Below are 24,761 nucleotides of genomic sequence, written 5' to 3'. Positions count from 1 at the left end.
TGAGCATGTTTGAGATGACCGCTTTACGCACCGCTAAAATCCTCTATGCACTGACCATAGGCGTCGGTGTGATCTGGCTTGCCTGGCTCTGCCTGACGAACCTGCCAGTGTGGGCGGCGGTTTTGATGTTCTGCCTGGGCCTGCCGTTGCTGGCCCTAGCGGCCGCCCCTATTGCAGCGGGCGGCGCGTTGTTGGCGGGAGTGGTGGTCGGGCTAGTGGCAGTGATTAGCCATTCATCTGCTCGGCGAGTTCGATACGACGATTGATCTCGCGCTTACATGTCTCAACCCACCGCCAGTAGTCCACCATGTCCAGTCGGATGATCTCAGACGGCTGCATCCTCAGTACGAGCAACAGTGCCTCGTCCCAAGACTGCAGCAAGGTCTCCTCCATTGGACATTTCCCGCAACACCTCGGTGGCTGACTTAGAGTCAGCGATATCGAACTCACCGAGGTCCTCCAGGGTGATGCCCAGCATCTTGGCCACCAGCATGTCTTCCAGCGCGCCTTCGTCTTTGGTTACGGCCTGCGCGGCGCTGATGTCTTTGCGTTTGAGGCGCTTGATAGGCAGCTTCGAGATCATCTCGCCGCTGGCACTCTTGAAAGGGAATTTGAGGGTCAAGCTGATTGCTTCGGCCATCTTCGTTGCTCCAGGTTGTCGGTCTGATCGACTGCTATGAGAGAGCCCTGAGCATCGCATTCGGCCGTAGCGCTGGCTTTTAATCGGGTTTAAAGAGAGTATTTTGAGGTGGAATCGGGAGTACATCGATGGAAGAAGAAATTTCGATACAGCATGATGGTGTCGAATACACCGCTCAATATGCTGTGCATGGGGACACGTTAACTGTCTACTTGCCTAATGGTGAGACTCGGTCGACAGTCCTGAACGGGAAGCTGAATGCTTCCGAAAGCACAGCGATGGTTCACCTGAGGTCATATGTCAGGAGTATCTGTAGCCATTGATTACAGATACTCAATTGTTAATGCCTTCAAACAATCGATTCACAAGGATGAGCCAGTATGCAGATCACGAACTCAAAAAAATTCGATGACGTTGTTAGTGCAATTTTTGCCCGGTTATTGGAGTCGTTTCCAGAGCCGTTGGACTTAGCCTGGTCGGACCTCGGTCCTACTCAGGAAATCCCTCAGCCGGAACCCGAGACGATAGGCGGAGCGGGACAGATAACCGAACAGGAGCCGAGCACTGACGAGAAGTTTTTTGACCATTGCGTCACTTGGTTGTACACAGAGGAGTATCTGAGAGGAACGAACAAGAGGTTTGGTAGCTTTGGTAACGTGACGCTGACACAGAAAGCGTTCACCCTTATGAACGCGACCCCACGCTGCCTTACCTCTCTTTACTACCGCTAACAAAAAAAAGGCCGCTGAGATCAGCGGCCTTTTTTATTACGCTTGCCCAATGTTCTGCCTGTACTTAGCCAACTGATCCTCACCGCCGACGCGGAAAATGTTGGCCAGATAATCCAGCAGAACCACCTCCTGTCCATCAATCACCTGCCGCACATACGTCGCTGAGAATGGCGTTTCGTACTTGGTCGGATCTCGCGGCTTGTGACTGCCCAGCTGATATTCCTTGCCGGTAATGGTCATCATGGTCACCAACGCGATTTCGTTCACCAAGCCGCCGTTGTTGAAGACCTGGACGTTGGAGCGGCATTGCAACTGAACGCTTTTGAATGGCGTGACCAGTTTGACGGCCGCGTCGTAGTACAGACTGTTCCAGGTGATTTTGCCTTCCAGCTTATCGACTCCATCAGGCAGTTCGATCAGGCCAACCATGCCCAATCCCTGGAAGTCACTGGTTACGGTTTTGATTGAGCCCAGATCGATCTCTTCGGCCCGGCCGAAGAAGCTTGCGCCATCCAGATAGATGGCGGCGTTGGCAATGCGGTGTGCACTAAAGCCTGCCATTTATGCGGCTCCCAGGTTAACCAGGTATTCCCCGGTGATTTCAGTTTCGAAGGTGCCTCGCTCAAATGGCAGCGGCACCGTCAGCTTGTAGTTGAACAGTGCATGGCCCTGTTCCAGCTCCGTCTGCGGGTTACGTGCAGGGTCGTACCAGCACTCGCCGCCGATTAACGCCCCGTCGCCGATCAGCTTGCGCAGGAACAGGTTGACGCTTTCCGTGATGCTGGTGATCAGCGAGCTGGTGAAGGGCATGTCGACGAATTGCAGCGAGCTGTAACGAATTGATTCGTCCACCACGTCCTTGGTGCGCCGCACGTTTTCAAAGTTGCGCATGTGCGTCACTGTCGGCCAGGCGGCGGTACGGTTGCCCCACAGGCGCAGCCCGGTACCGAAGGAGTTGAAGACGGTGGTGATGCCGTTTTCATTGAGCAGGTTGACCTCGCTACTCGCATCGTCCACGCGAGCGGTCAATGGCCGCTCCAGACCGATCACGCCCACCAGTTCCTGGTTGGAGCTGCTCCACCAATAGCCCTTGTCGTTGTCGACTTTGGCCCGCAGACCTGCTGCTCGAATCGAGAGCGGTTGCAGCCGCTCGCCGTTGGTTGCTGCGTCATACACCTTCACGTGCGGATAGCACAGACGCACGCGGTCGCTGCTGGTGTTGAAGTTGATTGCGCCGGCTGGCCCGCGCCCTGCGATTACCTGTTGCACCGTGGTGCCGATGGGCGCATCAACGTATGTAACCGCACCGACCTGAGTAGCCGAGGCCGTTAAGTCGACACTCACAGAATTCAAAGTGCTGAAGCCTGGTGCGATGAAGATTTTCGGGAAAAAACCCAGCAGGTTGTAGCTGTCCTGGAAGGCTTTCAGACCAGTGCGACGTCCGGCGACGGTAACCCCACCAATTATGTCGGCTGGCGTGACTTTGCTCGGATCGGCATGGGTGTAGCTGGCTTTCACTTGGCCGTTTGCAGGAATGCTACCCATCGCCATGCGCTTCACACGACCGGTGAGCATGGTCACCGTGTAGTCAGTGTCGAGCACGTAAGAAGTCGCACTATCCGCAGACTTCAACTGCAGCTGTTGCAATGCGCCGTGCTCCAGCTGCAGCAGGTCGTTATCCCCGAACTGTTTCGCTTGATCAGCCACATTGGTGCGGTGGATGGCTGGATCGAGTACATTGACCACCAGCACTGTACCGGTGCCGAAGTCGTAAATACCTTCCAGCGCTTCGGGAATGCTGAAGCCAGTGAGATGTGAGCCGAACTGAGCCGCGTCCTTATCGTTTAAGCACAACGTCAGCTCATTCACCGGGCCAATAGGTGCGGTACCTACCAAAGCAATCACCGCCGATTTGACCACCCGAATGGCCCGAGGGCCGCGCTCGACCTCAGTGGTTTCAATACCGTGCAAATAGTTAGCTGCCATCGGGCGTCACTCCTGTTCAATTGTCTGAGGCGCGACTGGCGTCTTACCGGCGGATTTTGCGGTAGACGGCAATAAAACCAGGTGCTTGAGTTCCAACAACACCAGGGTGTACTCGTGATCGGCCGGCAGCTCGACGGGTTTACCGGGGAGCAGCTGCACTTCAAGCAATTCGTGGGGTTCGCCAACCCGCAGAGAGGCAGCGCTTCGCGGGCCGGTGTAGGTGTAGCCGGTGAGCTTCATGGGGTTTCCTCAAATTGGAGATTGGGCGGTAAAGGTGGACCGCTTGGGAGCGGGGCCTGTATCTGAGTGGCACGAAGTGCGAAGTCCTGGCCGTATTGCCAGAGGCCGGTCATTTGCCCGATAAACTGCTCTGCGACGGGACGGCAGGCCTGATCGCAATGTGGTGCAAACCAGCCAGTCAGGCATGCACGGATCTGATCGAGGTAGCTGATCACGCCATCCTTGCCATTGAGTTGGCGGAATACCAGGGTCAATCGGATAACGATGTTGCGCGCCTGGAACATCGAATCGCCGGCCTCTGAACCACCAAAGGTTGATTTTCCGTATGCCAGCAAGATCGAACCGCGTGGATGGTTGAGCCGGTACCCGGCTGGATTTTCGGGAAATAGCTCGACCATCAATTCCTTGCTGAAGTGTTCCTGCAAACGAGCACACGTTGCCTCCAGCAGTTGCTCGGTTTGGGTTTTAGGCAGGACGACGCTCATCAATAGCGCTCCCATGTATCAGCGCCAAACTGTTGAGAACGTGCCCGCACACGGATCTCTCCCGGCTCGGGCGCGGCGTGGCCTGTGGGCATGCCCAGAGTGACCACTCCGTCGCGAATGCTTTCCAGCAGCTTGATGGTGTCCTTACGGCTGTCCTTCACCGCATCAGGCAACGCGCCCTCGGGCCGGCGCTGATACAGCCAATGCCGCGCCAGATACACCACAGCATCCCGCAGCACGGTCGGCACCGGGTCGAGCGGCAGGTTGTACCGCCCGCGAAGGTAGCCATCCACCAACTCTTCTGCCTGCCGCACGCCGTCCTCAATAACGGTCTCGTTGGGCAGCCCGGCGGCGGGGTCATCGTTGGAGAGCTGGATCAGCGTCATCTCCGGGATGGCATTGCCGATATCAGCACGGGTGCAGTAGCGCATGGGTTAACCCGCCTTCAGCTCGACCAGGGCTTCAGGGAACAGGCACATGGCCAACGGGTTCGCCTGGGCTTCCAGATCCCAGCCTTTGCCCATTTTCCGTTCTTCGGCCTTGCTGTAGAACGGCTGGCCAATTGTGTTGACGGTTTCGTTGTAGTTCGCCGGGGCATTGAACATGCGGAACACGCCACGGGCCACCGGGAACACCTGGGCGATGTCGGCCGGAATGAAACGCTGCCCGCTGACGGTGACGTCGTACTCGATGAACTCGATGCCGCCGAAGGTGAAGCCCGAGCGCACATCGCCGCCGAGGCGATCCTGCGCCTCTTGATAGTTGGCAAATGCGGCTTTGACTTTTTCATGGTCGATAAAGGCGTCGAACCAATCCGGCCCGCACAGTGCGCGGAACCCCGTGACCATCACGCCGCCCAGTTTGGATTCGGAATAGCGTTTTGCGTCGAGGCAGGCCTTGCGCACGTTGGTGCCGGCATTGCTCAGCGCCACCGGGATTTTCTTCTGGGTGACTTCAAACTCTTTGAATAGGTCGGTGATGATTTCACCGTCCGCATCCAGCAGCTTGCCGCGAAGAGCGCCCACACGCTGGAATTCACGGGTGGCTTCGATGCTGTTTTTCAGCTCCTGCAGGTTGTCGTTGATTACCGTCGCCACAGGCGCGGTGGTGTCCTCCTGGCCGAACGCGGCAACGCCCTGCAATTGGCTTGGCAGGATCGGACGGTTGAGCGGCAGGTGCAGCGTTTCAAACGTTTTGCGTTTACGTTTGCTGCCCTTGATCGGGGCCGGGTCGTCATTGCGCGAGGTGTTGGGCACCAGCACCAGGCGGCCTTCGCGTTCATCGATAACGACGCTGGTGCTGGTGACGCCTTTTTCATCGAACAGCCCCATCGCGCCGACTTTGCCGGGAATTGCGGGGAGCTTGTTCACGGCGGCGGTGAGGTTGGCGACGCTGAACATGTCTTGCAGATTCATGGAGTACTCCAGATCAGAGGGCCGTACGGGCAACGATGCCCAGGGCGTTGAGTTCGTCCAGGGCGGTGGCCTTCTGGGCTTCGGTGATGCCTACCGGCCAGGTCAATTCGGCGAGATCGACGACGGCGCCGCGTGAGATCACCACACCCGGCTGGTCGCTGGCTGTTGCGTCCACGGCTTCAATCAAAACCGCTACCGATTTTTTGGCCGCGCCGGTGCCGGCGAGGTCGACCACCTGGTACTTGCCGGAGACTTTCGCCAGCACCTGGCCGAACGCGTAATTCACCCCGCCCAGCAGCGTGACTTTGTCCTTCGTCCAGCCGGGGCAGACTTCGACCAGCAGCAAGTCGCCCGGATCTTTCGGTTGAGTAAACGTGGCCATGGGGCCTCCTATCGTTTAGCGCGGGCTTCGGCGTCCGCCAGCAGTGGGTTGGTGGTTTGGGGAACGGTCTTGCCGGCGCGGGTTTTGGTGGCGACTTCCGCGAAGCTGACGCCGCCGGCCAGGTCACTGAAGATCGCTTTCAGGCCGTCGCTCAACGGCTCGCGGGCGTCTTCTTCGCCGAACTCCAGCGGGGTTTCGCTGGAATCGGCGTAGTCCAGCGCCGCAATCACGGCCGGGGCGTGTACCGGCTTCATGCCCGCCGCCACCAGCTTTTCTGCGAACTCGACGTTCGCCCCGTGAATGGTTTCCTGCGCGGCGGTGCGGGCGGCCTTGTCGCGCTTGGCGATATCGGCCTTCAGGCGTTTGTTCTCCGCTTCAAGGGCGGCTGAGTCTTTGTCGGACATGCTGGTTACCTCGGTGGATCGGGTGGGTTCGGAGAAAGCGGGTTGATCGCCCGACTCAGGCTGTCGGGCGAGTTCGGCGAGGCTGTCGATAGCCCATGACGGGGCCACCTGGTCGGCGGTGTCTTTGTCGAATTTGCCGATGAACCACTCGCGCAAACGGCGCCACATGTCGGAGTTGAGTTCGTGGCCGTAGTCTCCGAACTCGACAACGCCTTCCTCGCCGTCGGCCAGTTCAATGGGGCGAAGGCCTTTCACGGCTGGCGGCTGGGCGCCGAGGAAGCCAACGTGGCGCAGGTAATACACGCCCGGCACCGGGTTGTTGGCGGCGCTGGGGTGATAGAAGGAGGCGGAAATTTTCTTGTAGCTGCCCTTGGCTACCTGCTCGGCGAACGAGACATCGACCTGTTGCGGCTCGGCGATCAGGCCTTGGGCGGTGGCCGTCAGTGACTTGATCCAGCCAGCGGCCGGGGCGTCATGCTGGGGGTGCCCGATAACCATCGGGGCTTCGTGCAGAGTCGGGTCATACGCTTTCACTGTGGCGGCCAGATCGGACTCGCTAAAGTCGAAACTGACGCCGTTCATCGCGGTGTGCGTGCCGGGCTTGAAGATGTGCAGTGGTTTCATGGCTGTGCGCTGCGTGGAGGTGATGCGCACAGCCTGGGCCAACGGGTGGCCCAGGACTTTTAATCGGGTTTAAAGAGTATGTCGTGAGTTTTGGATATATGAGATAGGCGGCATGGAGACTCACCAGCTTCCGTAAGGAATTCCATACTTCTCGATATAGCGTTTGGATTTTTCAGATAGCGGGTAATAGTGACCACCTGACTTCCCAAGATGAGGCCCCAAGGGTTCTATCTCGGCTTGGGCGCGGGCGACCTTGATCGTTTTCAGGCATTTGTCCTCGACCCACACCTGCACGATACCGCCGGGAGCCACTCCGACATAAACCGCTGCCCGGTAATTGGCAGGCTCCTGCGGCCGGGTGGGACAACGCTCGTTCACTGAGGCGTGCATGATCTGCCGCGCCTCTTCGGGTATATCGACCCATGCCCGGTAGGTTTGTGGTTCAACAACTGACTGCCAACGAACATAGATACGTTTCGGCAGATCCGCGCCGACCACGCCCCGAATGCCGCTGCTGATGTTTTTACTCCAGCCGCGAGCAGATTCGGTGCCATCCTCGGGCTCACCGCCCCCCGCCGTACCGCCACCGGTACGGAGAAACAGTTTGCCATTGATATCTTCAACAGCGCTGTCTTCCACCCATACCTTCATGTAGAACGGCTCAACGAAACTGAGGCTCCACCAGGGATTCTTCGGGTCGTCCTTGCCGGACAGAGGATCGGCGGCCTGACAGCCCGCGACCAACAATGCGCCCAGTAAAACAATGAGTGTGCGCATCAGAATGTCCTCCAGTTTGAGTCGGGTACGTGAGGGTGCCGCACGCGTATACCGTCGTCAGTTGGTGCATTGGTGTAGCGGACGGTCATACCACGCTCGCGACTACTACCAATCGGATTATTCCAATGGGCAGAGGTGTGGATGTAGCGCAATTTCAGCAATTTTTCTTCGGCAGGCGTCGGGTCGTACTGACCGGCGAGAAATTTGTCGCAAAGAGCCTGAAGCTCTGAAGGCACGCTGTAAGCAGGGTCGTTCTCATCAATAACATCGAACTGAACACCTTTCTCCGTGGCCAACTTGTGCATCAAACGCAAATACACGACTGACAGTTTGCCACTGACCGCTCGCTTGAGCTGTAAGCCGGTGTATACCCGCAGTTTTTTAGCGCTGAAGCGATCCTGTTCTGTGTCAGGCAGTAAGGTGGGCTTCGGGGTCACAATCTCTAACATCGTCTCGGGCCAACCACTGGCCACTAGCTTGGTTTTTTGCTGCAGGGCATCCAGGTAAATGGAAGTGGTTTGAATATCGGTGCCCTGTGTCACTGTAAGCGCCTGCATCGGGCTGACCAGTACACACTCGTCTGCCTCTTCGAGGTAACTACCGCCGATATCGGAATGCACGCCCGGCAAGGAAATTTCAGGATGCGCTGGGATGACGCTGCTCAATGCGAAATTTGCACGATGTTCGTCACGGGCGACCAAGTGGATCACATCGGAAAAGTATTTGCGGTCCAGGTAGAGCTTGATGCCGGGCGCGACTGGGCTTTTGATATCACCTAGGTTGGTCAGCCCCGCTACAGAGGCAACGGTGTCGAACAGACCGATAAAGCCCATAATGATTTCGCTGTTGTACCGGCTGCCAAAACCGGAACGGAACCCCCCGGAGTTGCTACGCAAGATCTCTCCCAACGGCCCCTGCATGCAGCGTACAACCTCGTTCGCAAAGTGCCGTGCCGCTGCGGCCCCTCGACTGAACCCAAAGGTATCGAAGGTCAGCGAAGTGATTTCGCTGTCGGGGTTCTTGTCGATGACCCGTTTGATCACAGTCTTGAGGTCGGAAAAAGCCTGCTCGACCTTACCCGCCACACCAGTACTACCTCGTCCGGAGGCCGCGTTCGACATTCTGTCTTCACCACCGCCTTCCGTACCGATGCCTTCTACGTAGAGGCTTCGTAACACCAGTTTGCTCGACCCGTCGTCTCCCACGTCTTTGGCTGCCGGGTAAAGCTCATACAGCTTAACTACGTTAGTGACATCACTGCCGTAGCTGCTGGCAGGGTCTGCCATATAGGGCTTGCAACTGGCATCGATATCTTCTGGCTTGATGGCATGCTGCGCTCCGCACAGCAGGCCGGATGCCGAGTTGCTGGCGTTGTTGAGCGTGCCGTCGAAGAACACACCAATCCGTAATGATACTTTTACTTTTTCCTTCGATGGTGCCGGCTCTTTACCGTGCTTTTCGTATTCAGCCCAATGCTGTGCGTGAGAATCGACCGGTTCGCCCCCTTCATTACGATAGTTTCTGGGTTGGTTCGGTATTGCTGGCTTGGGTACGTATCCACTACTCATTCCCTGGTTCCCTCACTCCTTGATTGAACAGTCGCACAGGGTGCCACTCCAGGTCCGGTCAATCAACGCTCGGGAGTCTTCTTTACCAGGATTCACAATAAAGACGATCTGCACCCGTGCAGATGGCTCGAAGTGCCGCAGAACGGCTTTATAAAGCATTTACAGCGTCAATCACTGGCAATGATCGATGAACCGCAGCCGCAGTGCGGTTCTAGCCCTTCACAGGGCGTCATAGGCGGGCGGCTTTTTCCAGGTGATTGAGGGCCAGCTCCAGGATTGCTTCTTCGGCTTCAGGCTGGATAACGCCCTCGCTATCCATAGGAAGATACGGCCGGCCTGGAATATCACCCCATAGGTGAGGGAAGTCCGACTTGTCCCCGCCAAAGTGCATCATCGCCGCGTAGGGTTTGTTGCTGCCGACCAGGGCGGAGCTGTCGGTTGCGAGGCTGGTGATCGAGGCCGCTAAACCCGCCGCGCTGATCTGCAAAATTTGGCCGGGCCAATTGCCATTTTTCGCCCGTCGCTCAGTGGTGACATCTGCCAGTTCGGCCCAATCCGGGCGACCTTCTTCCTCAAAGTTCTCTTCAGTCTCGCTAGCCAACTCGGCGGCAATGCCGCGCATCAACGGCGCCAGATCCCCAACGGCCCACTCCATTTTACGCAGGGCGTCCTGAACCCGCTGGTGTTCCAATTCCACGGTGAACATATCGCGCCTCCTAAGCGGCCGCTTCTTTGCGTTTCAGAGCCTCGGCTAGGCCTGTGCCGGGCGCGTGATTGAAGCCCGGATCGGTGCGGAAGGTGGTAGCCCGGCCTTCGGCATCGGTAGTGCGAAGGCCGGTGATCGTGGCCGTTCTGATTTCGCCGGTACGCTTGTCCGTTCCAGTCTCGACGGTTTCGGTGAACGACCGCCCCGCGCTCGATACAACGGTCAGACCTCGGCGCTTGACGGCCGCCTCACTCAACGCAACCACGCGGCAGCGGCAGTTGAATCCGTTGGGCGGGAAGATCGCCGACCAGATCGGGTCATCGTGGCGGAACACCTGGCCGTGCAGCGCCCGGTGACTTGGCCGGGTCTTGCCGTCCAGGATGGCCACGTACATCCAGTACGGGTGCGTCTCGGTGGTTTGTTCCATCTCGGCCTTACGGCCAGCCATGTAGGCGCTTTGCAGGTTGGTCTGATAGATCGTCTTGAGCCGGCGCGGGCTTCCCAGTTGCACCAGTTCGCCGACGCCTTCGCTGTCGACAATGACCTGTTGCCCCCACCAGCCTTGGGCTTCCAGCGTCGGCTGCATGTTCGTGATGAACTGCTTGAGCGTTTGGCCGTCCTGCAGCGCGGTTTCCAGCGCCGCCCGAATATCAGACAGCAGATCGAGGCGCATGGCCTTGGCGACGGTGAAAGCCTGGTCGTGCGCCTGGTCGAGCATGTCCTGCCAGTTCCAGGTGACCGCGTAGCCCTTGAACTTGAGGTAGGCGATGGCCTTCGCGGGCTCAAGGCCAAAGATGGCTTTGAGGTCGGTCGGGCTGAGGCGCTTTTCCGAGGCGGCCATATCAATCCTCCCGGTCGGCGCTGGCGCTCAGCCGGCCCCAGGTGTCGGCGATGAACAACAGGTTGGCGAGCTGTTGCTGAAGCGCCTCGCCGTCCATCTGCGGAAACGCCTCGGCCAACAGGCCGAGGGCCTCTGAGTCATCGCGGGCGCGTTGAAGTGCTTCGATGAACGGGGCCATGGCCTGCTCGGCCTGTTGTTGCAGCGCTTCGGCGGGCAAGCTGTCGATGGCTTGGTCGAGGGCGATCTGATCCAGCAGTGGCCGCACGGTCGGCTCGGCGAACTCTGGCGAATCGACGGGGGCCGCCGCCGATGCGAGATCGCCGTCCTGCAGGTTGTAGGTGCGCTTCCAGTACGCGTCAGTGAACTTCACGCCGGACTCGGTCAGGGCCTTGTCGCGCTGGGCCAGGGTCTTGTCGATTTCCTCCTGTTCCCACAACTCGTACAGAGGCGCCACGACGTCGGTGCCGAAGTTGAGATCGACGACCAGGCGAATGCACGCATTTAATGAGGCGGCAACAATGCCGGCATCGCCGTCGCGAATGTCCTTAGTGACTTCGGCGCCGGCTGTCGCGCTGGCGCGATTGCTGTCCTTTTCGGTGGTCTGGTTTTGCCCGAGCATGGCGACGTTGATTTCGCTGCGGCAATACTCCAACAGCTCGCGGTACACCTCGGCGCTGCCGGCTTTGCCGGCGGCTTCGATGATTTGCACGCTGGAATCGTCCGGGATGGCCGCCACAGCGTCTTGCACCATGGCCTCAAGGCTATCGAGCAGCAAATCAGTTTCGCCATCCGTAGCGCCGCGTGGGTGTTTGCCGATGACCCACGGGCTACCGTACTTCTCGGTGAACTGAACCCAAAACTTCAGGCCGCCCTTCATGAAGGTCGCCGGCCAGAAGCACATGCTGAGGTCCGGGAAGCCATAAGGGTTGGCGTAGGTCGCGTCCTGCCGGGCAACGATAAAGCGCTGCGGGTCGCACAGCTCGCCGTCTTGGCCCGCGTCCTTGGAGCGAAAACGCAGTTCGTTGTCCTTGTCGTAAAAGAACCATTCGGCCGGCTTGCCGAGCAGATCTTCCGGCGTCAGATTCATGCCCACCGGCTTCCACATCAGCTCTACGGGTTGATACCCAAACAGCGGCGCATCGAGCAGCTCGCGAATGATGCGATCAAGATCGAGGTCGGCCAGCCAATCACGGATAAAGCGCTCGACTTTGGTGGACGCGTCGCCGCGCTTGATGCCGCGCTCCAGCGACAGCACCGAGGCCTTGCGGCGCCGAACGTTGCCGCCGACCAATGCCGAACTGCGCAGGTCGCGGTAGACCGTAATGTCTTTGCCCTGAGCCTTGAGGATTGGGTCTGGGTTGGGCAGGTTGACGCCACTAGAGCCGCTCGCGCTGGAGCGCCCACGGGTGGCAATGTGTTGGTCAAGTGTGGAGCTGCGCTTGGCGTCGGCAAAGCTGACGAATTCGGTGGGGCTGACCCACAGGCCTCTCTTGTTCATGCGTACCCCTGAGTCATTCGTTTGCCCTGACGAGGGCGGCGTGATTTGACCGATACCGGGCCGGAGGTGACTTCCAGCGTGGCGAAGTTGGCCAGTGCGCCAGCTCCCGCGAAGTCGCCGTGGCGGTAGAGATCCGGGTCTTTGAGGTCTTGTGAACGGGCTTTCACGATCATCGGGATGCCATCCACTGTCTCGATGGCGCGCACGTCCTGGTGCAGGTTGTCGTCCTGGGGCATGGTGATGGTGTTGTCTTCAAACAATCCGACGAACTTCGGCATCCAGGCGCCGTACCAGGCCCGGCTGATTTTGACCTGTTTGATGAGGTTGTGGCCGAACTCGTCGGCGGTCTCTTCGGCGAGCGTTTCGCCGTTGCCCGAGGCATCGAGCGCCGCGCCGCTAAAACGAGGCAACCGGCGCAGGGTATAGAACAACACCAGCTTCTGCTGACGTGCGGGGACACGGTGCATCTCTATGACAAAGGGCACGTCCCGGTGACGAGACTGGTCAACCGACATCGGGCAGGCGATGGAAAAGTCACGATGGCGGGCGTAGTCCATGCCCAGGTAGTGGCGCAGATCTGGAGCGAGTTGGATTACAAACGGCGCCAGATTCCGCTCTATCCAGTCCTCAACATAGGCATCGCGGCGTTGAACGGGTTGCTGGGTAAAGTCATCTTGCAGCGCCAGGCGCAGAACGATTCGGCCGGGGCGCATGGCCTCATCGATCCACACTCCGGGGATGCACACGCCGTTGCCGTCGCGGGGAACAGCGTCCAATTCTTCCCGCATTTGTGCCTTGCGGGGGCCGTAGGCATTGCGGATCTTCTTGTACCAGGCTTCCTTGTCCTCGGCGGTGGCTTCCTTGCCGGCCATGAAGCACACGCGCTCAAACAAACCGTTGGCCACGGCGTCGTCAAAGGTGGCCCGGTAGACTTCGGCGCTGTCGCCGTAACGTTTGTCCCGGATGTCGTTGACCATCTGGTTGAACGCGTTGCCCTTGCCGTTGTGGGTACTGATGATGACGATCCGACCGCCCCAGATCAGGAGCGCGGTAGCGGCATCGAGCACGGCGGATACATCTCGGTGAAACGCTGCTTCGTCGATGATGACCTTTCCCTGCAGGCCGCGAACGCCGGCCGGGTTACTAGACAACGCAACGATCTTGAAGCCGGAGGCGTAACGGATGCGGTAGGCGTTGATCTGCCGGGTGTTGCCCGTGTCGTCCTGGTCTTCGAACAGAAACTCCTCGATCTCGCTGACGCCCGATGCCTGAGCCTCGGCCATAACCCGACTGAACTTGGCGCAGTAGCCAATGAACTCCAGGCCTTTTTCCTTCGTGTCACCGATGTAAAAGCAGTCCATACCACCCGCAGACTTTTGCGAAGCAGCGGTGATCACGGAATCCAGAGCTTCAGCGAAAGTGATACCCGTACGACGGCCTTTTTCGCAGAGCTTGATCTGTGCCTGGATGCGCAGCCAGTCCACCTGGTGTGCCATTAGAATCCCTTCGGCAACGGGGTTGTAGCCCTCAGGGATCTGCCGAACGCTCGGCGGAAGTTCGTCCCATTCGACGACGCGCAGTGTGCTGGACGAGGGTTTCATTGCTTCACGCCCAGGAATTTCTGGCGCCAGAACATGGCCTGATCTTCGGTCATGCCTTTGGCTTTCACAGCGTTATCCAGTTCGGCGGCTTGCTCGCGGAGCAGGCGTTCGCGGGCGGCGCGCTCGATGGTCTGGCGCTCCTTCACGCTCATCGTCCGGGCCTCCATGGTGGCCTTGGCGGCGCGGGCAAGTGCGTTGACTTCGGCAATGGTGACATCGTCCTTTTCATGAGCGCCCAAGGCAGCCTGATAGGTCAGCGTCGATATGGCTTCCACCAGCAACGCGCCGGTCTTGTCCGAAGAGTCCTCGCCGAGCGCGCCTACAAACGCCTCGGCCATTTCGCGCTGCTGGCGGGCCTTGTCGATCAGTTCATCGAAGCCCACTTTGAAGCGGCCCAAGGCGCTGCGGCTCGGGGCTTTCTCGTTGGGGAAGCGCGCCCGAATGTCGTCCAGCATGTCGTCAAGCGTCATGCGGTCATCGCGCAACAACTTCTGGATGTACGCCTTGACCATCGGCGGCAGGCGGTTGATAGAGGACTTGCCCGCCATGGTCAGGCCCCCGGCCGTTTGATGCCGGGAACGCGGGCGCGGCCGGCGGCGATGTCTTGCCCGCGCTCGGTGAGGGTCGCTACCAGCACAGGGCCGACGTCAGAAATGCTGATGGCGCCTTGCTCAGCCAGCCATTGCAGTTCGGTTTTCACCTGGTCGCGGCTGGCGGTATGGCCGAAGTTATCGAGGGCCGTATTCAGCACCGAGCTGTTGGCGCGGTAGCCGGGCATTTCCACCAGTAACCGCAGAATCACGAGCCGCATGTCTTGGCGCAGAAAGTCGGAGTATTGGGTCATGTCTTTTCTCGCAGCAGGTAATCATTGATCCGATCCAGCGAACGGGCTAAAGGGCCAAGCGCGTCCTTGACCCCCGACAGTTCGGCGCGTACCGCCTTCATATCACCCAGCAAGTCGGTCACGGCGGTTTGGTCAGGGAGGTGCCGCACGTGCTCCTCCAAGGCGACGATCCGGGTGCGCAGCTCCAGCAGTTCTTGGGCGCTCGCCGCTTGGCGTTTGGTTAGCCAGGTGTAAATGCCGAGTACCGTCAGGATCAGCCATTGCACGGTCTGGAAACCGAAGTTCATTTCATTCATGTTCATCGAAAGCCCCACCGTGTTGAGTGTTTCAGCGCGTCGATACAATCGGCGCAGTGTTCCGTGCCCGGTTCGTTCTGGCGCCGATCCTCGGGGATCGCATCGCCGCAGGTTTCACAGCGGTAGGCCGAAACGCCTGAGCGGATGAACATCTCGCTTTGTCGTATGCGCCTTACTGCCTCTTCGCTGTCGTCTTCCAAAACGTCGCCTACAGCCATATGGCGTCAGTCCTTTTCTCGTAAATCGAGCAGCTCATTGAGTTGGGCGAGATTGGTACGTGCCCACTCGCCGTAATCCTGAGCGTGGGCAAGGATGTCTGCCGGAGTGACGCCGCTTTCCAGTAGTTCGGCGTCAGTGCCGGGGGCGGGCCAGGCCGCTTTTTTAGACGCGGAGTCAGCGGCGCCGGATCTTGGGGCAGGCACGCCGAGGGCGACGTTGTAGTCGCGCATCCAGCCAGCAGTGAACACGCAACGAGGAACGGGCTTAGCCGTAGCGCCAGGCGCCGGAATGTATTGGGTCGTGACATGGGGAATCCGCTCCTGCAATTGGCGTTTTTCTTCGGCGAGTTGGTCGATAGTCGCGTACATCAGCGCCTCGGCCTCGTTGACGCGTGCGATATGCTGAAGCAACAAAAGGCGGCTTTCATTCGCCGCTTTAGTGGTCTGTTCCGCTTGTTGGGTTTTGAGGTTCGCGAGGTCTGTTTCCCCCAGCGCCTTTGCGTAGTTGAAAGCAAAACCAGCGGTGGCGGCGCCGCCCGCGAGTGCGCTCAACAGGCAAGCGAAGGCAATGGCGAGAATCCGGGCCGAGCGCGGCCAGACGACCTGATCAAGCGCGCCCATGGTGCTGTCTCCGGCGGTTGCGGGACTTTCGGGCGCGGCGTTTCGCGGCGGCGATGCCCGTCTTGCCCCGGCGGCAAATGCGGACGACTTGCGGGCCGCTCCATGTTCCGAGAGTGTGGAAGGTGGCGGCCCAAGACTGGCCGCAAAGCAGGCCGGCGAGCAGTGCGTTGAAAACGCGGCCAAACAGGTTCAGCCTCATTTGAGCGCCTCCTGATCCGGGCCTTGCTTGATCAGACGAGCAATGAACAGAACCAGCGCCAAGCCGCTGTTCAGTGCCGCGTATGCCTTGGGCGAAAGCTGCGCTTCCCACATGGGCAGCAGTTCCATTTGAGCGAGACCGAAGAAAGCGATCAGCAGCCCGAGCTGAACGCTGTAGAGCTTGTAGCAGCGGCGCCAACCGCAAATGAGCCTCATGCTGCTAGCCCTGCGGTTCGGCCGTGAGTGGCGCCGCGCTCGATGCCCGCCAGCGTCAGCCCATCCGCGATAATCGAGTCGCCGTACCATTGGCCGCCTGGTAATGGGCCGGGGCCGTTTTCATGCCGAATGATGGACTTGACCAGGGAGCGCATGACATCAAAGTCGTAGACGTCAACGCCTTCGAAGTCCGGGTCAAACCCTACGGCGCGAGCCACGGTCAAGACGTAAGCTTCGGTGTTGTTTTCGGTGGGCGGCGCCCAGCGCTCAATGATCTCGCGCACTGAGTCGATCCGGCTGCCGTCTGCGGCGAGTCGTTTGTCCTGATAGGTAATCAGCACGCGGGCGATGGCACGAATGCCCCAGCGTGGGGCCGTGAATTGGACGAACTCACCATCGCCTTGAGTGGCGGCCATGCCTTGCCAGCGCACGCCTTTGGCGTGGCGAATATTGCCGGGGTTGAAGTTGCGGATACCGCGAGGATTTTCGGGTCGCATGGGCGCCTCCTGTAGCGGCGCCGCTGTTTTCGGGCGCCAGAAATACACACGCCGCCATCATGGGCGGCGTGGTACAGGAGGGCTTTTAATCGAGTTTAAAGAGGTCTTTTGCTAGCGCTTGGCTTTTCTAAAACGTAGCACGCTGCTGATTTCTTTTAGGTCAGCATCTAACTCGGAGATCGTTGTGGTTGCGGCTTGCCTGATCGAGTGCAACCACCAAGCGGAGCCGCTGATCACTGCTACAAAACAACCGAACACAACCCATTTGGCGGTACTGATTTCGCCACTCAAACCATCGATCCTGAGCATATACCAGCCCCAAACGCCGAATGCGGTACAGGCCAGCAGGAGCAACAGCGCGGCCGGGTTAATCCATTGTCTAAAGAACGCGCCGAGCCGCTCTCTCTTGTACTCGGTCATGACCCGCTTCAGCTCCTCGCTGGTGAGCTGATCCCATTTCGGGTGGTTGATGATGTTCTTGCCCGCAACCTGACCGATACTGCCGTTAAATATTTGATGCCCCATGAAAACCTCAGCTCCAGCCACGTCGGTGTTGGTAGATTTCTACGTAGTCGATGCTTTCCCGGTATTCATATACCAGTCGGCCATACTTTCTTTGCCTCGGCATGAAGAAGAAGTACGGCACCAGAACCCCGAAAAACATGGTTGCCGCGATCAGCAGCGGAGATGTAAACGCGATTCCAGAAAACATCTCTATGAGGAACGACATAGCGCCTAAGGCCATCCACCCTGTTAGAGGGTTTAAGAATATTTTCTTTTGCGCATCTGTCAGCCGTTCACGCAGCTCAACGAGCACCTGAGCCACTTGCTCACGGCTTTTGCCAGTCAGATCATCTAAGCCATAGTTGTTGATGATATCGCCACCAGCTACTTGCCCGACTTCGCTATTGAAAGACTGATTTCCCATGTTCGCTCTCTTCGTTTGTTTGCCTATAGCAATTCAGCTAAAGACGCTTTAGTCCGCCGCCCAGAGGCCTCGCTTTAGTCAGCTTTTGCAGTGGGCTGGCTTAGGTTTCTCAACGAGTTCCTTTGTCTCGGAGTCAACCGTGAAGACCGTGAGGCACTCTCGGCCGCCGCCAAACTTTTTCTTCAGATCCGCATCACTTTCAGCGGCGGCCTTCGCTGCAATCACAGGGTCTGAGGACTGGAGACACTCATCTCGCTTTGCCTGAAACTCACTGAGGGTGTCCTTGATTGAGCCAAGTCTCTGCTCGACGCCGCCGTTGTAAGCCGCAAACAACTGAGCATTCCACCAAGTACGGGAAAAACTGCCAGCGACGGAGCAACTGCCAAGTGGTTCAAAGATTGTGTTGCCGAATTGGCTTTCCCCTGACGCGACCAACGCGGAAAAACGCTTACTGTGCGCGGTGATAGCGGCCGAATCTCCGCGTTTTAGTATGGCGACGCCATCAGTCATTGCTTTGTTGAGAGCATTCATTTGTTTCGTAGCCTGCTTCAGTGACTCAGGGCTTGCTTCCTTGAAAGGCTCCGCCTGAGCAACCACGGCCACAAAAAAAATGAACACACTGAAAACTCTTTTCATCAATCACGCTCCCTGCACAAATGATTTTTCAACTTTCGACCCGAACAGAAAACTCGTTCAGAACCAAATCCCACCGATCAACACGCCTAGACAAAACAGAGCGGCAGCGTTTTGTTTGTGTACAACGAGGAACTCGCGAATCGAGACTACTCTGGTCTCGACTACGGGCGCCGCTGGCTGTCTCATAGGCTGGAAGCCCTGAACAAACTCTAAAGTCTGTTGAAGCTGCGGTTTCTGAAGGTTTTTTAGCTGAGTGCGGCCAAAGCTCAACTCACAGAAATTGTTCATTTCGGCCTTCGCATCTTTCTCAGCTACGACCCGCAACACCTTGCCCACCAGCCGACGCTTATCAGCCTCTTCTTGAAGAAATTCCAACCTCGCCTGCATCACGCTTCGCGCGTTAACGAACTGCTCTGAGGTGATCTCACTAATCGAGGTCACCCCGAGTTGAGCGTGAACTCTACGCCAAACGTCACGGGGGTCATCCCCCAGCTCCTCGCACTTTGCGCGCAGCTCATGCAGTTCTTTACGCTGAGCAGATACCAAACCACGAGTCTCAGCCTTATCGTTGTTAACGAGACTGATGTTTACACCGAAATTGTTGATATCGCCCCCGGCCACTTGGCCTACGCCGCCATGAAAGTCCTGCTTCATGGGTTACTCCTTAGATTTCACATCCCCAACATTAAAGGTAACGCCTGACTTGTTGGTGATGTTGCCGGCCACAGACTGGCCCACCGACCCGTGAAACGTTTGTTTTACCGGGGCAGATCCTGCGGTGACGGCCGCGATAGCCGCTGCTTTAACTGCTAATGGCGCGGATCTGAATTTTTCAAGTAACTCCGTTTCGTCCGCTGTGAGCGAGCCGGCAGATCGCTCGCCAGTGACGATGTACAGCGCATCCACTCCTACTTTCGCAAGCGCAGCCAAGTAGTCCGCTCCGGGAAACCGTTCACCCTGCTCGTACTTCAGCTGAGCAAGCTTCTTGACCCCTCCGATGGCTCCAATTGCTGACTGGCTATAGCCCAGCCGTTCTCGCTCTTCCCTGAGGCGCTCTCCAATATTCAAAAGCATACCCCTACTATTGACAGGTATCTTTTTAGATACCATCATGATTGCCACATAACCCAATTATCTTTGCATCACAGGAGCCACCACCATGGCCACCCATGTCAAAGCCCTAACCGCCGACCAAGTGAAAGAAAACTTTCGCCGGGTAGGCAAAACCATCACTCAATGGGCTACCGAGAACGGCTACACCCGCAATGAGGTGTATCGCGTCCTCAATGGCCAAGCCAAAGCCAATTACGGCAAGGCGCACGAAATTGCCGTGAAGCTTGGCCTCAAGCCTTCTGCGGCATTGGCAGCGTAATGGCTACCTTGCAGCGGAAGTCAGACGGGCGTCCCGCGCTTCGGCCAACTGATCGCACAGCCACGCAAGCGTCTTCGTTGCTTCGGCTTCTATCGGTTGCCCAGGCCAACGAATCGGTCGTAGCGCTTGATCGATGCGCTCAGACGTCGCCAGCCCCTCAACCTCAAGAATCGCGGCAAGGCGTAACCAGCCCTGCGCCAACGCGTTCACTTGCGCCTCTAGTCTTTCAATACGGTCGGTCATTGCTTATGCCCACGTTTGCGAATGTACCCGAAAACTTTGCACCCGCAGTAATCCTTTTGCCTATGTGCAAAACGGATTTTTGTTTGGAAGACGTCCTTGTAGGAACATTCCAATGAGTCGCCGCCGTTGGAAGAACATGCAGCCGACGTCCCTACGCCACGCACTTGAGCTGTGCAAGGACTTCGCGAAGGAAGTTCACAACAAAGGTGTGGATCGGATCGCCGATGAAATGGGGGTCGCGGATCACTGGTCAGTCTACAAATGGTTACAAACTGGCCGCATGCCGGCCAACTTGATTCGGCCCTATGAGCGTGCTTGTTGCTGCGATTACGTAACCCGCTGGATCGCGGCGAGTGCCGGCCGGCTGACCATCGATATCCCAACGGGGCGGCACTGCACCGCGCAGGACACCCAAGCCCTGCAAGAGCTATTGACGACGGCAGCCGGAAAGCTGCTGGCCTTCTACGCCAAAAACAGCGAAGCCGAAGAAACCCTTGCCGCCATTCAGGCCGCAATGGAAAGCCTCGCTTGGCACAGAGGCAATGTCAGCCAGACCCCAACCCCTCAACTTGAACTGGAGGATCGGCCATGACGCGCACGGCATCAAGCGCGGGACGTGTCTTGCGCGTTCTAAAAGCATTGAAGGGCCATACGGTCACGGGGCTGAGCAATGCCGAGCTGGCTCAATTGGCCGGAGACAGCCCGAGCAACGTCACCCGGGCAGTGCAAACCCTAATCGAGGAAGGCCTCGCGGTGAAGCTGGATAACGGCCGGTTCGCCCACTCCATCGCAATGCTGCAAATCGCCCAATCACACGCCGAACACATGGCGCGCCTGACCGGGCGTCTACATGAAATCAATCAGCGGGTTGCCGCTGGCTCGCAGATCTGAGGAGAACCCCATGGCACGTACAAAGACTCAACCCGTTGAAAGCACTGAACTGCCTGTTTTGGACGGCGAAATGTTGACCGCAAATCAGAACGCTATGGCAACACTTCAGGCGTCGCACAGTGATGAGCGGGACATGGTCAACCAACTGCTGGGGCAGGCTCAAATGGCCGGCGCATTTGAGGAATTTTCCCGAACCGTTCGGACTTCCAAACTTGCTTACGTCAAGGAAAACAAGCTCTACCGAGCACTGGCAGGCCGTAAAAACCCGAACGGTTCGGTGTTTTCTGGGACGTGGGAGGAGTTTTGCCAGGTTCTCGGAATGTCTTCAGACAAAGCAGATCTGGACATCGCCAATCTTCGGGCCTTCGGCGAGGAAGCGCTTGATTCGATGTCACGCATGGGCATCGGCTACCGCGAGCTTCGCCAATACCGCCGTCTTCCTGAAAACGAACAAGCCGCGCTCATTGAAGTCGCCAAGGCCGGCGACAAAGAGGCATTTCTCGACCTTGCCGAAGAGATCATTTCAAAGAACGCCAAGGAGAAAGAGGCGCTGACTCAGCGGCTCGATGACGTCAACGCCGACTACGAAGCCCAGGGCGAAGTCATGGCGAATAAAACCAAGGAACTGGACACCGCCAAGCAGGAGCTGGAGAAAAACCGCAAACGCATCCAAACCGCCACGCCGGACGATGTAATCAAAGATCTGCGCGGCGAGGTCGTAGGCATCCAGTTTGAGGTTGAGGCCAAGATCCTTGGTGAACTGCGCGACGGCTTCTCGCAGATGGCCGTACACGGCGCTGAAAACGGGCAAGACCACCGGGGTTATCAGGCGGATCTGATCCGCCAACTAGAGGTCACCCTCGCCACTGTCCGCAGCGAATTCAATTTGCCCGAACACGCCGAGGGCAGCGCCCCCGCGTGGATGACGGCGGACGAGGCTTAAGCCATGAACCCGGTACAGATCCAGCAGTTGGCCCAAATCGCCCAACGCGCCGAGAACGCCCCGCACGGCCAGCGTACCGCCGTTTACCAGGCGGGCGCGGCTGAGCTGGGTGTGTCTCTTCAAACCCTGCAGCGCAAGCTGAAGGAGGTTCGCGTGGCGAAGCCCCGCAAGCGTCGTAATGACGCCGGATCTAGCGCGCTGCCAATTGAGGAAGCCCGGAGGATATCCGCCGTGTTACTGGAGTCGATCCGCGCCAACAATAAACAGTTGTCCACCATCGAGCGCGCCGTAGAACGGCTGCGCAGTAATAACCTGATCGTGGCCGGCCGCGTGGATGAAAAAACGGGCGTATTCCGCCCGTTGACCAGTGGCGCAATCAGCCGGGCACTGCGCGCTTACAAGTTGCACCCGGAGCAGTTGTTGCACGACGCCCCAGCGGTATCACTCGCCAGCAAACACCCCAACCACGTTTGGCAGGTGGACGCGTCGATCTCGACTCAGTTCTATCTGGCAGATGATGGGGCGCGGGTGATGAACAAGGCCGAGTTCTACGACGGCAAGCCCGGCAACCTGAAGAAGATCGAGCGTCAGCGGCTGTGGCGTTACGTGATTACAGACCACACCAGCGGCACGTTGTACGTCGAGTATGTCCTCGGCGCGGAATCGGCCGAGAACTTGTGCAACGTTTTGATCAACGCAATGCAGAAGCGCGGCGAATCAGACCCGTTCCACGGCGTGCCGTGGATGCTGATGACCGACCCCGGCGCGGCAATGACCAGCGGCATTTTTCGCAACCTCTGCCGCGCCATGTCCATCGACCTGATCATCAACCAGGTAGGTAATGCTCGGGCAAAGGGGCAGGTTGAACAGGCCCACAACATCGTCGAGCGGGAATTTGAAAGCGCCCTGAAGTTTCAGGCGGCAAAGACTCTGGAGCAGATCAACACGTGGGCCAGCCAGTGGATGCGTTACTACAACGCGACTTCCATTCATACCCGCACCCGGCGCAGCCGGTACGGCGTCTGGCAATTGATCCGGCAGGAGCAGTTGCGCCTCGCGCCGAGCGTTGAGGTTTGCCGAGAGCTGGCCGTCAGCACGCCGGAATACCGCAAAGTCAGCAACCTGTTGCGTGTCTCGTTCCGGGGCGCTCAGTTCGATGTCAGTTCTGTGCCGGAGGTGATGGTCGGCGAAAAACTGCTGATTACCCGCAATTGCTGGCGCGATAAGGACGCAGCTATCGCAGTGCTGGTGGGAGACGACGGACGCGAAAACTATCACATCATCGAGCGAATCGGGGTCGATGAGTTTGGCTTCGCCGAAACCTCCGCCACCATCGGCGAGCAGTACAAACGCCACGCCGAAACGCCAGCCCAAGTGTCGCGCAAAGTGCTGGAACAGATCGCGACCGGAACCAGCAATCAAGCGGGCGCGGAAGTTGCCCGCAAGGCCAAGGCCGTGCCATTCGGCGGCCTGATCGATCCGCACAAACACGTCAACGACACCGTGCTGCCAGCGTACCTGCCACGGCGCGGCAACAGCCTTAACGTCAACGCGCCAACCGTTGAGCTTGCCCCACTCAGTCATGTTGAAGCCGCGAAGCTACTACGCCCGCGCCTTGGCAACCTCTGGACGGCTGAAACGTTTGGCTGGCTGCAGCAGCGTTACCCGGAAGGAGTTCCCGAAGAGCAGCTCGACGTCGTTGAGGCCGAGCTGAAACGACCTGTTGAGGTCATGCGCAAACCGTTCAGCCTGGTGCTGGCTGCGGTTGGAGGTGAGTGATGTTGAAGCTGAAAAAAATTCTACAGGAGGTGGGCCGCCCGCAATCGGCCTTAGCCGAGTCGCTGAGTCTCAGCGGCGCCACTGTCGCCCAGTTGCTGAACCACGGCCATTGGCCGCGCAGCCTGGACAGTGACGAACTACAGGGGCGCATTCGCGTGTTCCTGACCGAGTCCGGCGCCAATGACGCCGATATCGCCAACGCATTTGAAGAAGTGGATCTGCCGTGCGCCAACACGGCAGATCCGGCCCTTAAAAAAGAGCCGTCCGGGGAGGACGAACCTATGTTACTGCCAAAACAGACCATTCAGCCAAATACCCGTAAAGCGTTTGGCTTGTTCCGCGACCCCTTTGATGAGTTGCAGTGCGCCCAGGACATGTGGGTAAGCCCTGATATTCGCTATGTCCGCGAGGTCATGTACCAGACCGCACGTCACGGTGGCTTCCTTGCGGTTGAGGGCGAATCAGGGGCCGGAAAAAGCACGCTTCGCCGCGACCTGGTGAACCGGCTCGCCGAGAACAACGACCCGGTCATCATCATTGAGCCCTATGTACTGGCGTCCGAGGACAACGACACGAAGGGCAAATCGCTGAAAAGCACGCACATCGCCGAGTCGATGATGGCCGCCGTGGCGCCCCTCGCCAAACCCAAAAGCAGCCCGGAGGCGCGGTTTGCCCAGTTGCACAAGGCGCTGAAGGAATCGCACGCGGCCGGCTATCGACACTGTCTCGTCATTGAAGAGGCCCACAGCCTGCCGATTCCTACCCTCAAGCACCTCAAGCGCATCCTGGAGCTGGAGGTCGGTTTCACCAAACTGGTCAGCATCATCATGATTGGCCAGCCCGAGCTGGGCGTGAAGCTGAGCGAGCGCAACGCCGATGTGCGTGAGGTTGTGCAGCGCTGTGAGCGGGTCACGCTGACGCCGATTGAAACTTCCCGGCTGGAAGAATTCCTGAAATTCCGCTTCGACCGGGCCGGCAAGGCGCTCGCCGAGGTGATTGACGAGGGCGGTATTCAGGCACTCGCTGCGCGCCTGTCCCAGCCGAAACGTAGCGGCGGCCGTGACGAAACCGTGTCGCTGCTTTACCCGCTAGCCATCGGCAACCTGATGATCGCGGCGCTGAATCTGGCCGCCCACCTCGGCGTACCCATTGTCACCGCCGATGTAGTCAAGGGGGTGTGA

The 24,761-nt window shown here is 58.5% G+C and carries 36 protein-coding genes; 8 read left to right on the top strand and 28 right to left on the bottom strand.

What is annotated here, in order from left to right; all coding sequences use genetic code 11:
- The first annotated feature begins 5 nt into the window (after positions 1–5).
- Positions 6–266 carry a hypothetical protein gene (locus QMK51_RS12860; protein WP_320394294.1) on the top strand — a complete coding sequence of 87 codons (261 nt, stop codon included), beginning with the start codon at positions 6–8 and terminating at the stop codon, positions 264–266.
- A 59-nt stretch (positions 267–325) separates the two neighbouring features.
- Here QMK51_RS12860 and QMK51_RS12855 read toward each other — a convergent pair whose 3' ends face one another.
- Positions 326–640 (bottom strand): phage tail assembly protein, encoded by a 315-nt coding sequence (locus QMK51_RS12855; RefSeq protein ID WP_258699769.1) that lies wholly within the window; start codon positions 638–640, stop codon positions 326–328.
- 380 nt (positions 641–1,020) lie between these two features.
- Between QMK51_RS12855 and QMK51_RS12850 the strand changes: the two genes are divergently transcribed.
- Positions 1,021–1,371, top strand: coding sequence for a hypothetical protein (locus QMK51_RS12850; protein ID WP_258699768.1), 351 nt, complete (start codon positions 1,021–1,023; stop codon positions 1,369–1,371).
- Between the two features lie 36 nt (positions 1,372–1,407).
- Here QMK51_RS12850 and QMK51_RS12845 read toward each other — a convergent pair whose 3' ends face one another.
- From QMK51_RS12845 to QMK51_RS12720, 26 genes are all read right to left on the bottom strand, one after another.
- The gene (locus QMK51_RS12845; RefSeq protein ID WP_258699767.1) at positions 1,408–1,932 is read right to left on the bottom strand and encodes a phage major tail tube protein; all 525 of its coding nucleotides are present in this window, start codon (positions 1,930–1,932) and stop codon (positions 1,408–1,410) included.
- On the bottom strand, positions 1,933–3,357 hold the full coding sequence (locus tag QMK51_RS12840; protein WP_258699766.1) for a phage tail sheath subtilisin-like domain-containing protein: 1,425 nt from the start codon (positions 3,355–3,357) through the stop codon (positions 1,933–1,935). It lies immediately after the preceding gene.
- Between the two features lie 6 nt (positions 3,358–3,363).
- Positions 3,364–3,597 (bottom strand): hypothetical protein, encoded by a 234-nt coding sequence (locus QMK51_RS12835; RefSeq protein WP_320394293.1) that lies wholly within the window; start codon positions 3,595–3,597, stop codon positions 3,364–3,366.
- Positions 3,594–4,082, bottom strand: a complete 489-nt coding sequence (locus tag QMK51_RS12830; protein ID WP_258699764.1) for a Gp37 family protein — start codon at positions 4,080–4,082, stop codon at positions 3,594–3,596. The genes QMK51_RS12835 and QMK51_RS12830 overlap by 4 nt, the downstream gene beginning before the upstream one ends.
- Positions 4,082–4,513, bottom strand: coding sequence for a gp436 family protein (locus tag QMK51_RS12825; RefSeq protein ID WP_258699763.1), 432 nt, complete (start codon positions 4,511–4,513; stop codon positions 4,082–4,084). Before QMK51_RS12825 ends, QMK51_RS12830 begins: the two co-directional genes overlap by 1 nt.
- Positions 4,514–4,516: 3 nt before the next feature.
- Entirely contained in the window at positions 4,517–5,497 is a 981-nt protein-coding gene (locus QMK51_RS12820) for a major capsid protein (RefSeq protein ID WP_258699762.1), read from the bottom strand.
- A 13-nt stretch (positions 5,498–5,510) separates the two neighbouring features.
- A complete protein-coding gene (locus QMK51_RS12815) occupies positions 5,511–5,879 on the bottom strand; it encodes a head decoration protein (RefSeq protein WP_258699761.1) in 369 nt (122 codons plus the stop codon).
- A gap of 8 nt (positions 5,880–5,887) precedes the next feature.
- The gene (locus tag QMK51_RS12810) at positions 5,888–6,907 is read right to left on the bottom strand and encodes a phage protease (protein WP_320394292.1); all 1,020 of its coding nucleotides are present in this window, start codon (positions 6,905–6,907) and stop codon (positions 5,888–5,890) included.
- A gap of 120 nt (positions 6,908–7,027) precedes the next feature.
- On the bottom strand, positions 7,028–7,684 hold the full coding sequence (locus QMK51_RS12805) for a DUF2931 family protein (RefSeq protein WP_320394291.1): 657 nt from the start codon (positions 7,682–7,684) through the stop codon (positions 7,028–7,030).
- On the bottom strand, positions 7,684–9,252 hold the full coding sequence (locus tag QMK51_RS12800; RefSeq protein ID WP_320394290.1) for a DUF2235 domain-containing protein: 1,569 nt from the start codon (positions 9,250–9,252) through the stop codon (positions 7,684–7,686). The genes QMK51_RS12805 and QMK51_RS12800 overlap by 1 nt, the downstream gene beginning before the upstream one ends.
- A gap of 229 nt (positions 9,253–9,481) precedes the next feature.
- Positions 9,482–9,958 (bottom strand): phage virion morphogenesis protein, encoded by a 477-nt coding sequence (locus QMK51_RS12795; RefSeq protein ID WP_320394289.1) that lies wholly within the window; start codon positions 9,956–9,958, stop codon positions 9,482–9,484.
- A 10-nt stretch (positions 9,959–9,968) separates the two neighbouring features.
- Positions 9,969–10,799: a phage minor head protein gene (locus tag QMK51_RS12790; protein ID WP_320394288.1), complete on the bottom strand. Its 831-nt coding sequence runs from the start codon at positions 10,797–10,799 to the stop codon at positions 9,969–9,971.
- Position 10,800: 1 nt separating this feature from the next.
- The gene (locus tag QMK51_RS12785) at positions 10,801–12,297 is read right to left on the bottom strand and encodes a DUF935 domain-containing protein (RefSeq protein WP_258699756.1); all 1,497 of its coding nucleotides are present in this window, start codon (positions 12,295–12,297) and stop codon (positions 10,801–10,803) included.
- Positions 12,294–13,898, bottom strand: a complete 1,605-nt coding sequence (locus QMK51_RS12780) for a hypothetical protein (RefSeq protein WP_320394287.1) — start codon at positions 13,896–13,898, stop codon at positions 12,294–12,296. Before QMK51_RS12780 ends, QMK51_RS12785 begins: the two co-directional genes overlap by 4 nt.
- Positions 13,895–14,446 carry a DUF3486 family protein gene (locus QMK51_RS12775; RefSeq protein WP_258699754.1) on the bottom strand — a complete coding sequence of 184 codons (552 nt, stop codon included), beginning with the start codon at positions 14,444–14,446 and terminating at the stop codon, positions 13,895–13,897. Before QMK51_RS12775 ends, QMK51_RS12780 begins: the two co-directional genes overlap by 4 nt.
- Before the next feature lie 2 nt (positions 14,447–14,448).
- A complete protein-coding gene (locus tag QMK51_RS12770) occupies positions 14,449–14,742 on the bottom strand; it encodes an ArsR family transcriptional regulator (RefSeq protein WP_320394286.1) in 294 nt (97 codons plus the stop codon).
- Entirely contained in the window at positions 14,739–15,044 is a 306-nt protein-coding gene (locus QMK51_RS12765) for a hypothetical protein (RefSeq protein WP_007969405.1), read from the bottom strand. Before QMK51_RS12765 ends, QMK51_RS12770 begins: the two co-directional genes overlap by 4 nt.
- A complete protein-coding gene (locus tag QMK51_RS12760) occupies positions 15,041–15,190 on the bottom strand; it encodes a TraR/DksA C4-type zinc finger protein (RefSeq protein WP_320394513.1) in 150 nt (49 codons plus the stop codon). The genes QMK51_RS12765 and QMK51_RS12760 overlap by 4 nt, the downstream gene beginning before the upstream one ends.
- Positions 15,191–15,262: 72 nt before the next feature.
- Positions 15,263–15,877 (bottom strand): lysis protein, encoded by a 615-nt coding sequence (locus tag QMK51_RS12755; protein ID WP_320394285.1) that lies wholly within the window; start codon positions 15,875–15,877, stop codon positions 15,263–15,265.
- Between the two features lie 195 nt (positions 15,878–16,072).
- The gene (locus tag QMK51_RS12750; protein ID WP_320394284.1) at positions 16,073–16,291 is read right to left on the bottom strand and encodes a hypothetical protein; all 219 of its coding nucleotides are present in this window, start codon (positions 16,289–16,291) and stop codon (positions 16,073–16,075) included.
- Positions 16,288–16,788, bottom strand: coding sequence for a structural protein (locus QMK51_RS12745; RefSeq protein ID WP_320394283.1), 501 nt, complete (start codon positions 16,786–16,788; stop codon positions 16,288–16,290). The genes QMK51_RS12750 and QMK51_RS12745 overlap by 4 nt, the downstream gene beginning before the upstream one ends.
- A gap of 111 nt (positions 16,789–16,899) precedes the next feature.
- Positions 16,900–17,313, bottom strand: coding sequence for a hypothetical protein (locus QMK51_RS12740; RefSeq protein ID WP_320394282.1), 414 nt, complete (start codon positions 17,311–17,313; stop codon positions 16,900–16,902).
- A gap of 7 nt (positions 17,314–17,320) precedes the next feature.
- On the bottom strand, positions 17,321–17,716 hold the full coding sequence (locus QMK51_RS12735; protein ID WP_320394281.1) for a hypothetical protein: 396 nt from the start codon (positions 17,714–17,716) through the stop codon (positions 17,321–17,323).
- Between the two features lie 78 nt (positions 17,717–17,794).
- The gene (locus QMK51_RS12730) at positions 17,795–18,352 is read right to left on the bottom strand and encodes a hypothetical protein (RefSeq protein WP_320394280.1); all 558 of its coding nucleotides are present in this window, start codon (positions 18,350–18,352) and stop codon (positions 17,795–17,797) included.
- Positions 18,353–18,409: 57 nt separating this feature from the next.
- Positions 18,410–19,006: a hypothetical protein gene (locus tag QMK51_RS12725; protein ID WP_320394279.1), complete on the bottom strand. Its 597-nt coding sequence runs from the start codon at positions 19,004–19,006 to the stop codon at positions 18,410–18,412.
- A 3-nt stretch (positions 19,007–19,009) separates the two neighbouring features.
- Positions 19,010–19,465, bottom strand: a complete 456-nt coding sequence (locus QMK51_RS12720; protein WP_320394278.1) for an XRE family transcriptional regulator — start codon at positions 19,463–19,465, stop codon at positions 19,010–19,012.
- Positions 19,466–19,511: 46 nt separating this feature from the next.
- Here QMK51_RS12720 and QMK51_RS12715 point away from each other — a divergent pair, with 46 nt between their 5' ends.
- Positions 19,512–19,724 (top strand): DNA-binding protein, encoded by a 213-nt coding sequence (locus QMK51_RS12715; RefSeq protein WP_320394277.1) that lies wholly within the window; start codon positions 19,512–19,514, stop codon positions 19,722–19,724.
- A gap of 3 nt (positions 19,725–19,727) precedes the next feature.
- Here QMK51_RS12715 and QMK51_RS12710 read toward each other — a convergent pair whose 3' ends face one another.
- On the bottom strand, positions 19,728–19,967 hold the full coding sequence (locus tag QMK51_RS12710; protein WP_320394276.1) for a hypothetical protein: 240 nt from the start codon (positions 19,965–19,967) through the stop codon (positions 19,728–19,730).
- 112 nt (positions 19,968–20,079) lie between these two features.
- Between QMK51_RS12710 and QMK51_RS12705 the strand changes: the two genes are divergently transcribed.
- The 5 genes from QMK51_RS12705 to QMK51_RS12685 are packed head-to-tail and all read left to right on the top strand — an operon-like array spanning position 20,080 to position 24,761.
- Positions 20,080–20,559, top strand: coding sequence for a hypothetical protein (locus QMK51_RS12705; protein ID WP_320394275.1), 480 nt, complete (start codon positions 20,080–20,082; stop codon positions 20,557–20,559).
- Entirely contained in the window at positions 20,556–20,858 is a 303-nt protein-coding gene (locus QMK51_RS12700) for a helix-turn-helix domain-containing protein (protein WP_258699736.1), read from the top strand. The genes QMK51_RS12705 and QMK51_RS12700 overlap by 4 nt, the downstream gene beginning before the upstream one ends.
- A gap of 10 nt (positions 20,859–20,868) precedes the next feature.
- A complete protein-coding gene (locus QMK51_RS12695; protein ID WP_320394274.1) occupies positions 20,869–21,801 on the top strand; it encodes a hypothetical protein in 933 nt (310 codons plus the stop codon).
- A 3-nt stretch (positions 21,802–21,804) separates the two neighbouring features.
- Positions 21,805–23,580, top strand: coding sequence for a DDE-type integrase/transposase/recombinase (locus tag QMK51_RS12690; RefSeq protein ID WP_320394273.1), 1,776 nt, complete (start codon positions 21,805–21,807; stop codon positions 23,578–23,580).
- The gene (locus QMK51_RS12685) at positions 23,580–24,761 is read left to right on the top strand and encodes an ExeA family protein (RefSeq protein WP_258699733.1); all 1,182 of its coding nucleotides are present in this window, start codon (positions 23,580–23,582) and stop codon (positions 24,759–24,761) included. The genes QMK51_RS12690 and QMK51_RS12685 overlap by 1 nt, the downstream gene beginning before the upstream one ends.

The sequence above is a fragment of the Pseudomonas sp. P9_31 genome (assembly GCF_034008235.1).
In the GTDB taxonomy this organism is placed as follows: Bacteria; Pseudomonadota; Gammaproteobacteria; order Pseudomonadales; family Pseudomonadaceae; genus Aquipseudomonas.
This window is presented reverse-complemented; position numbering and strand designations above follow the sequence as displayed.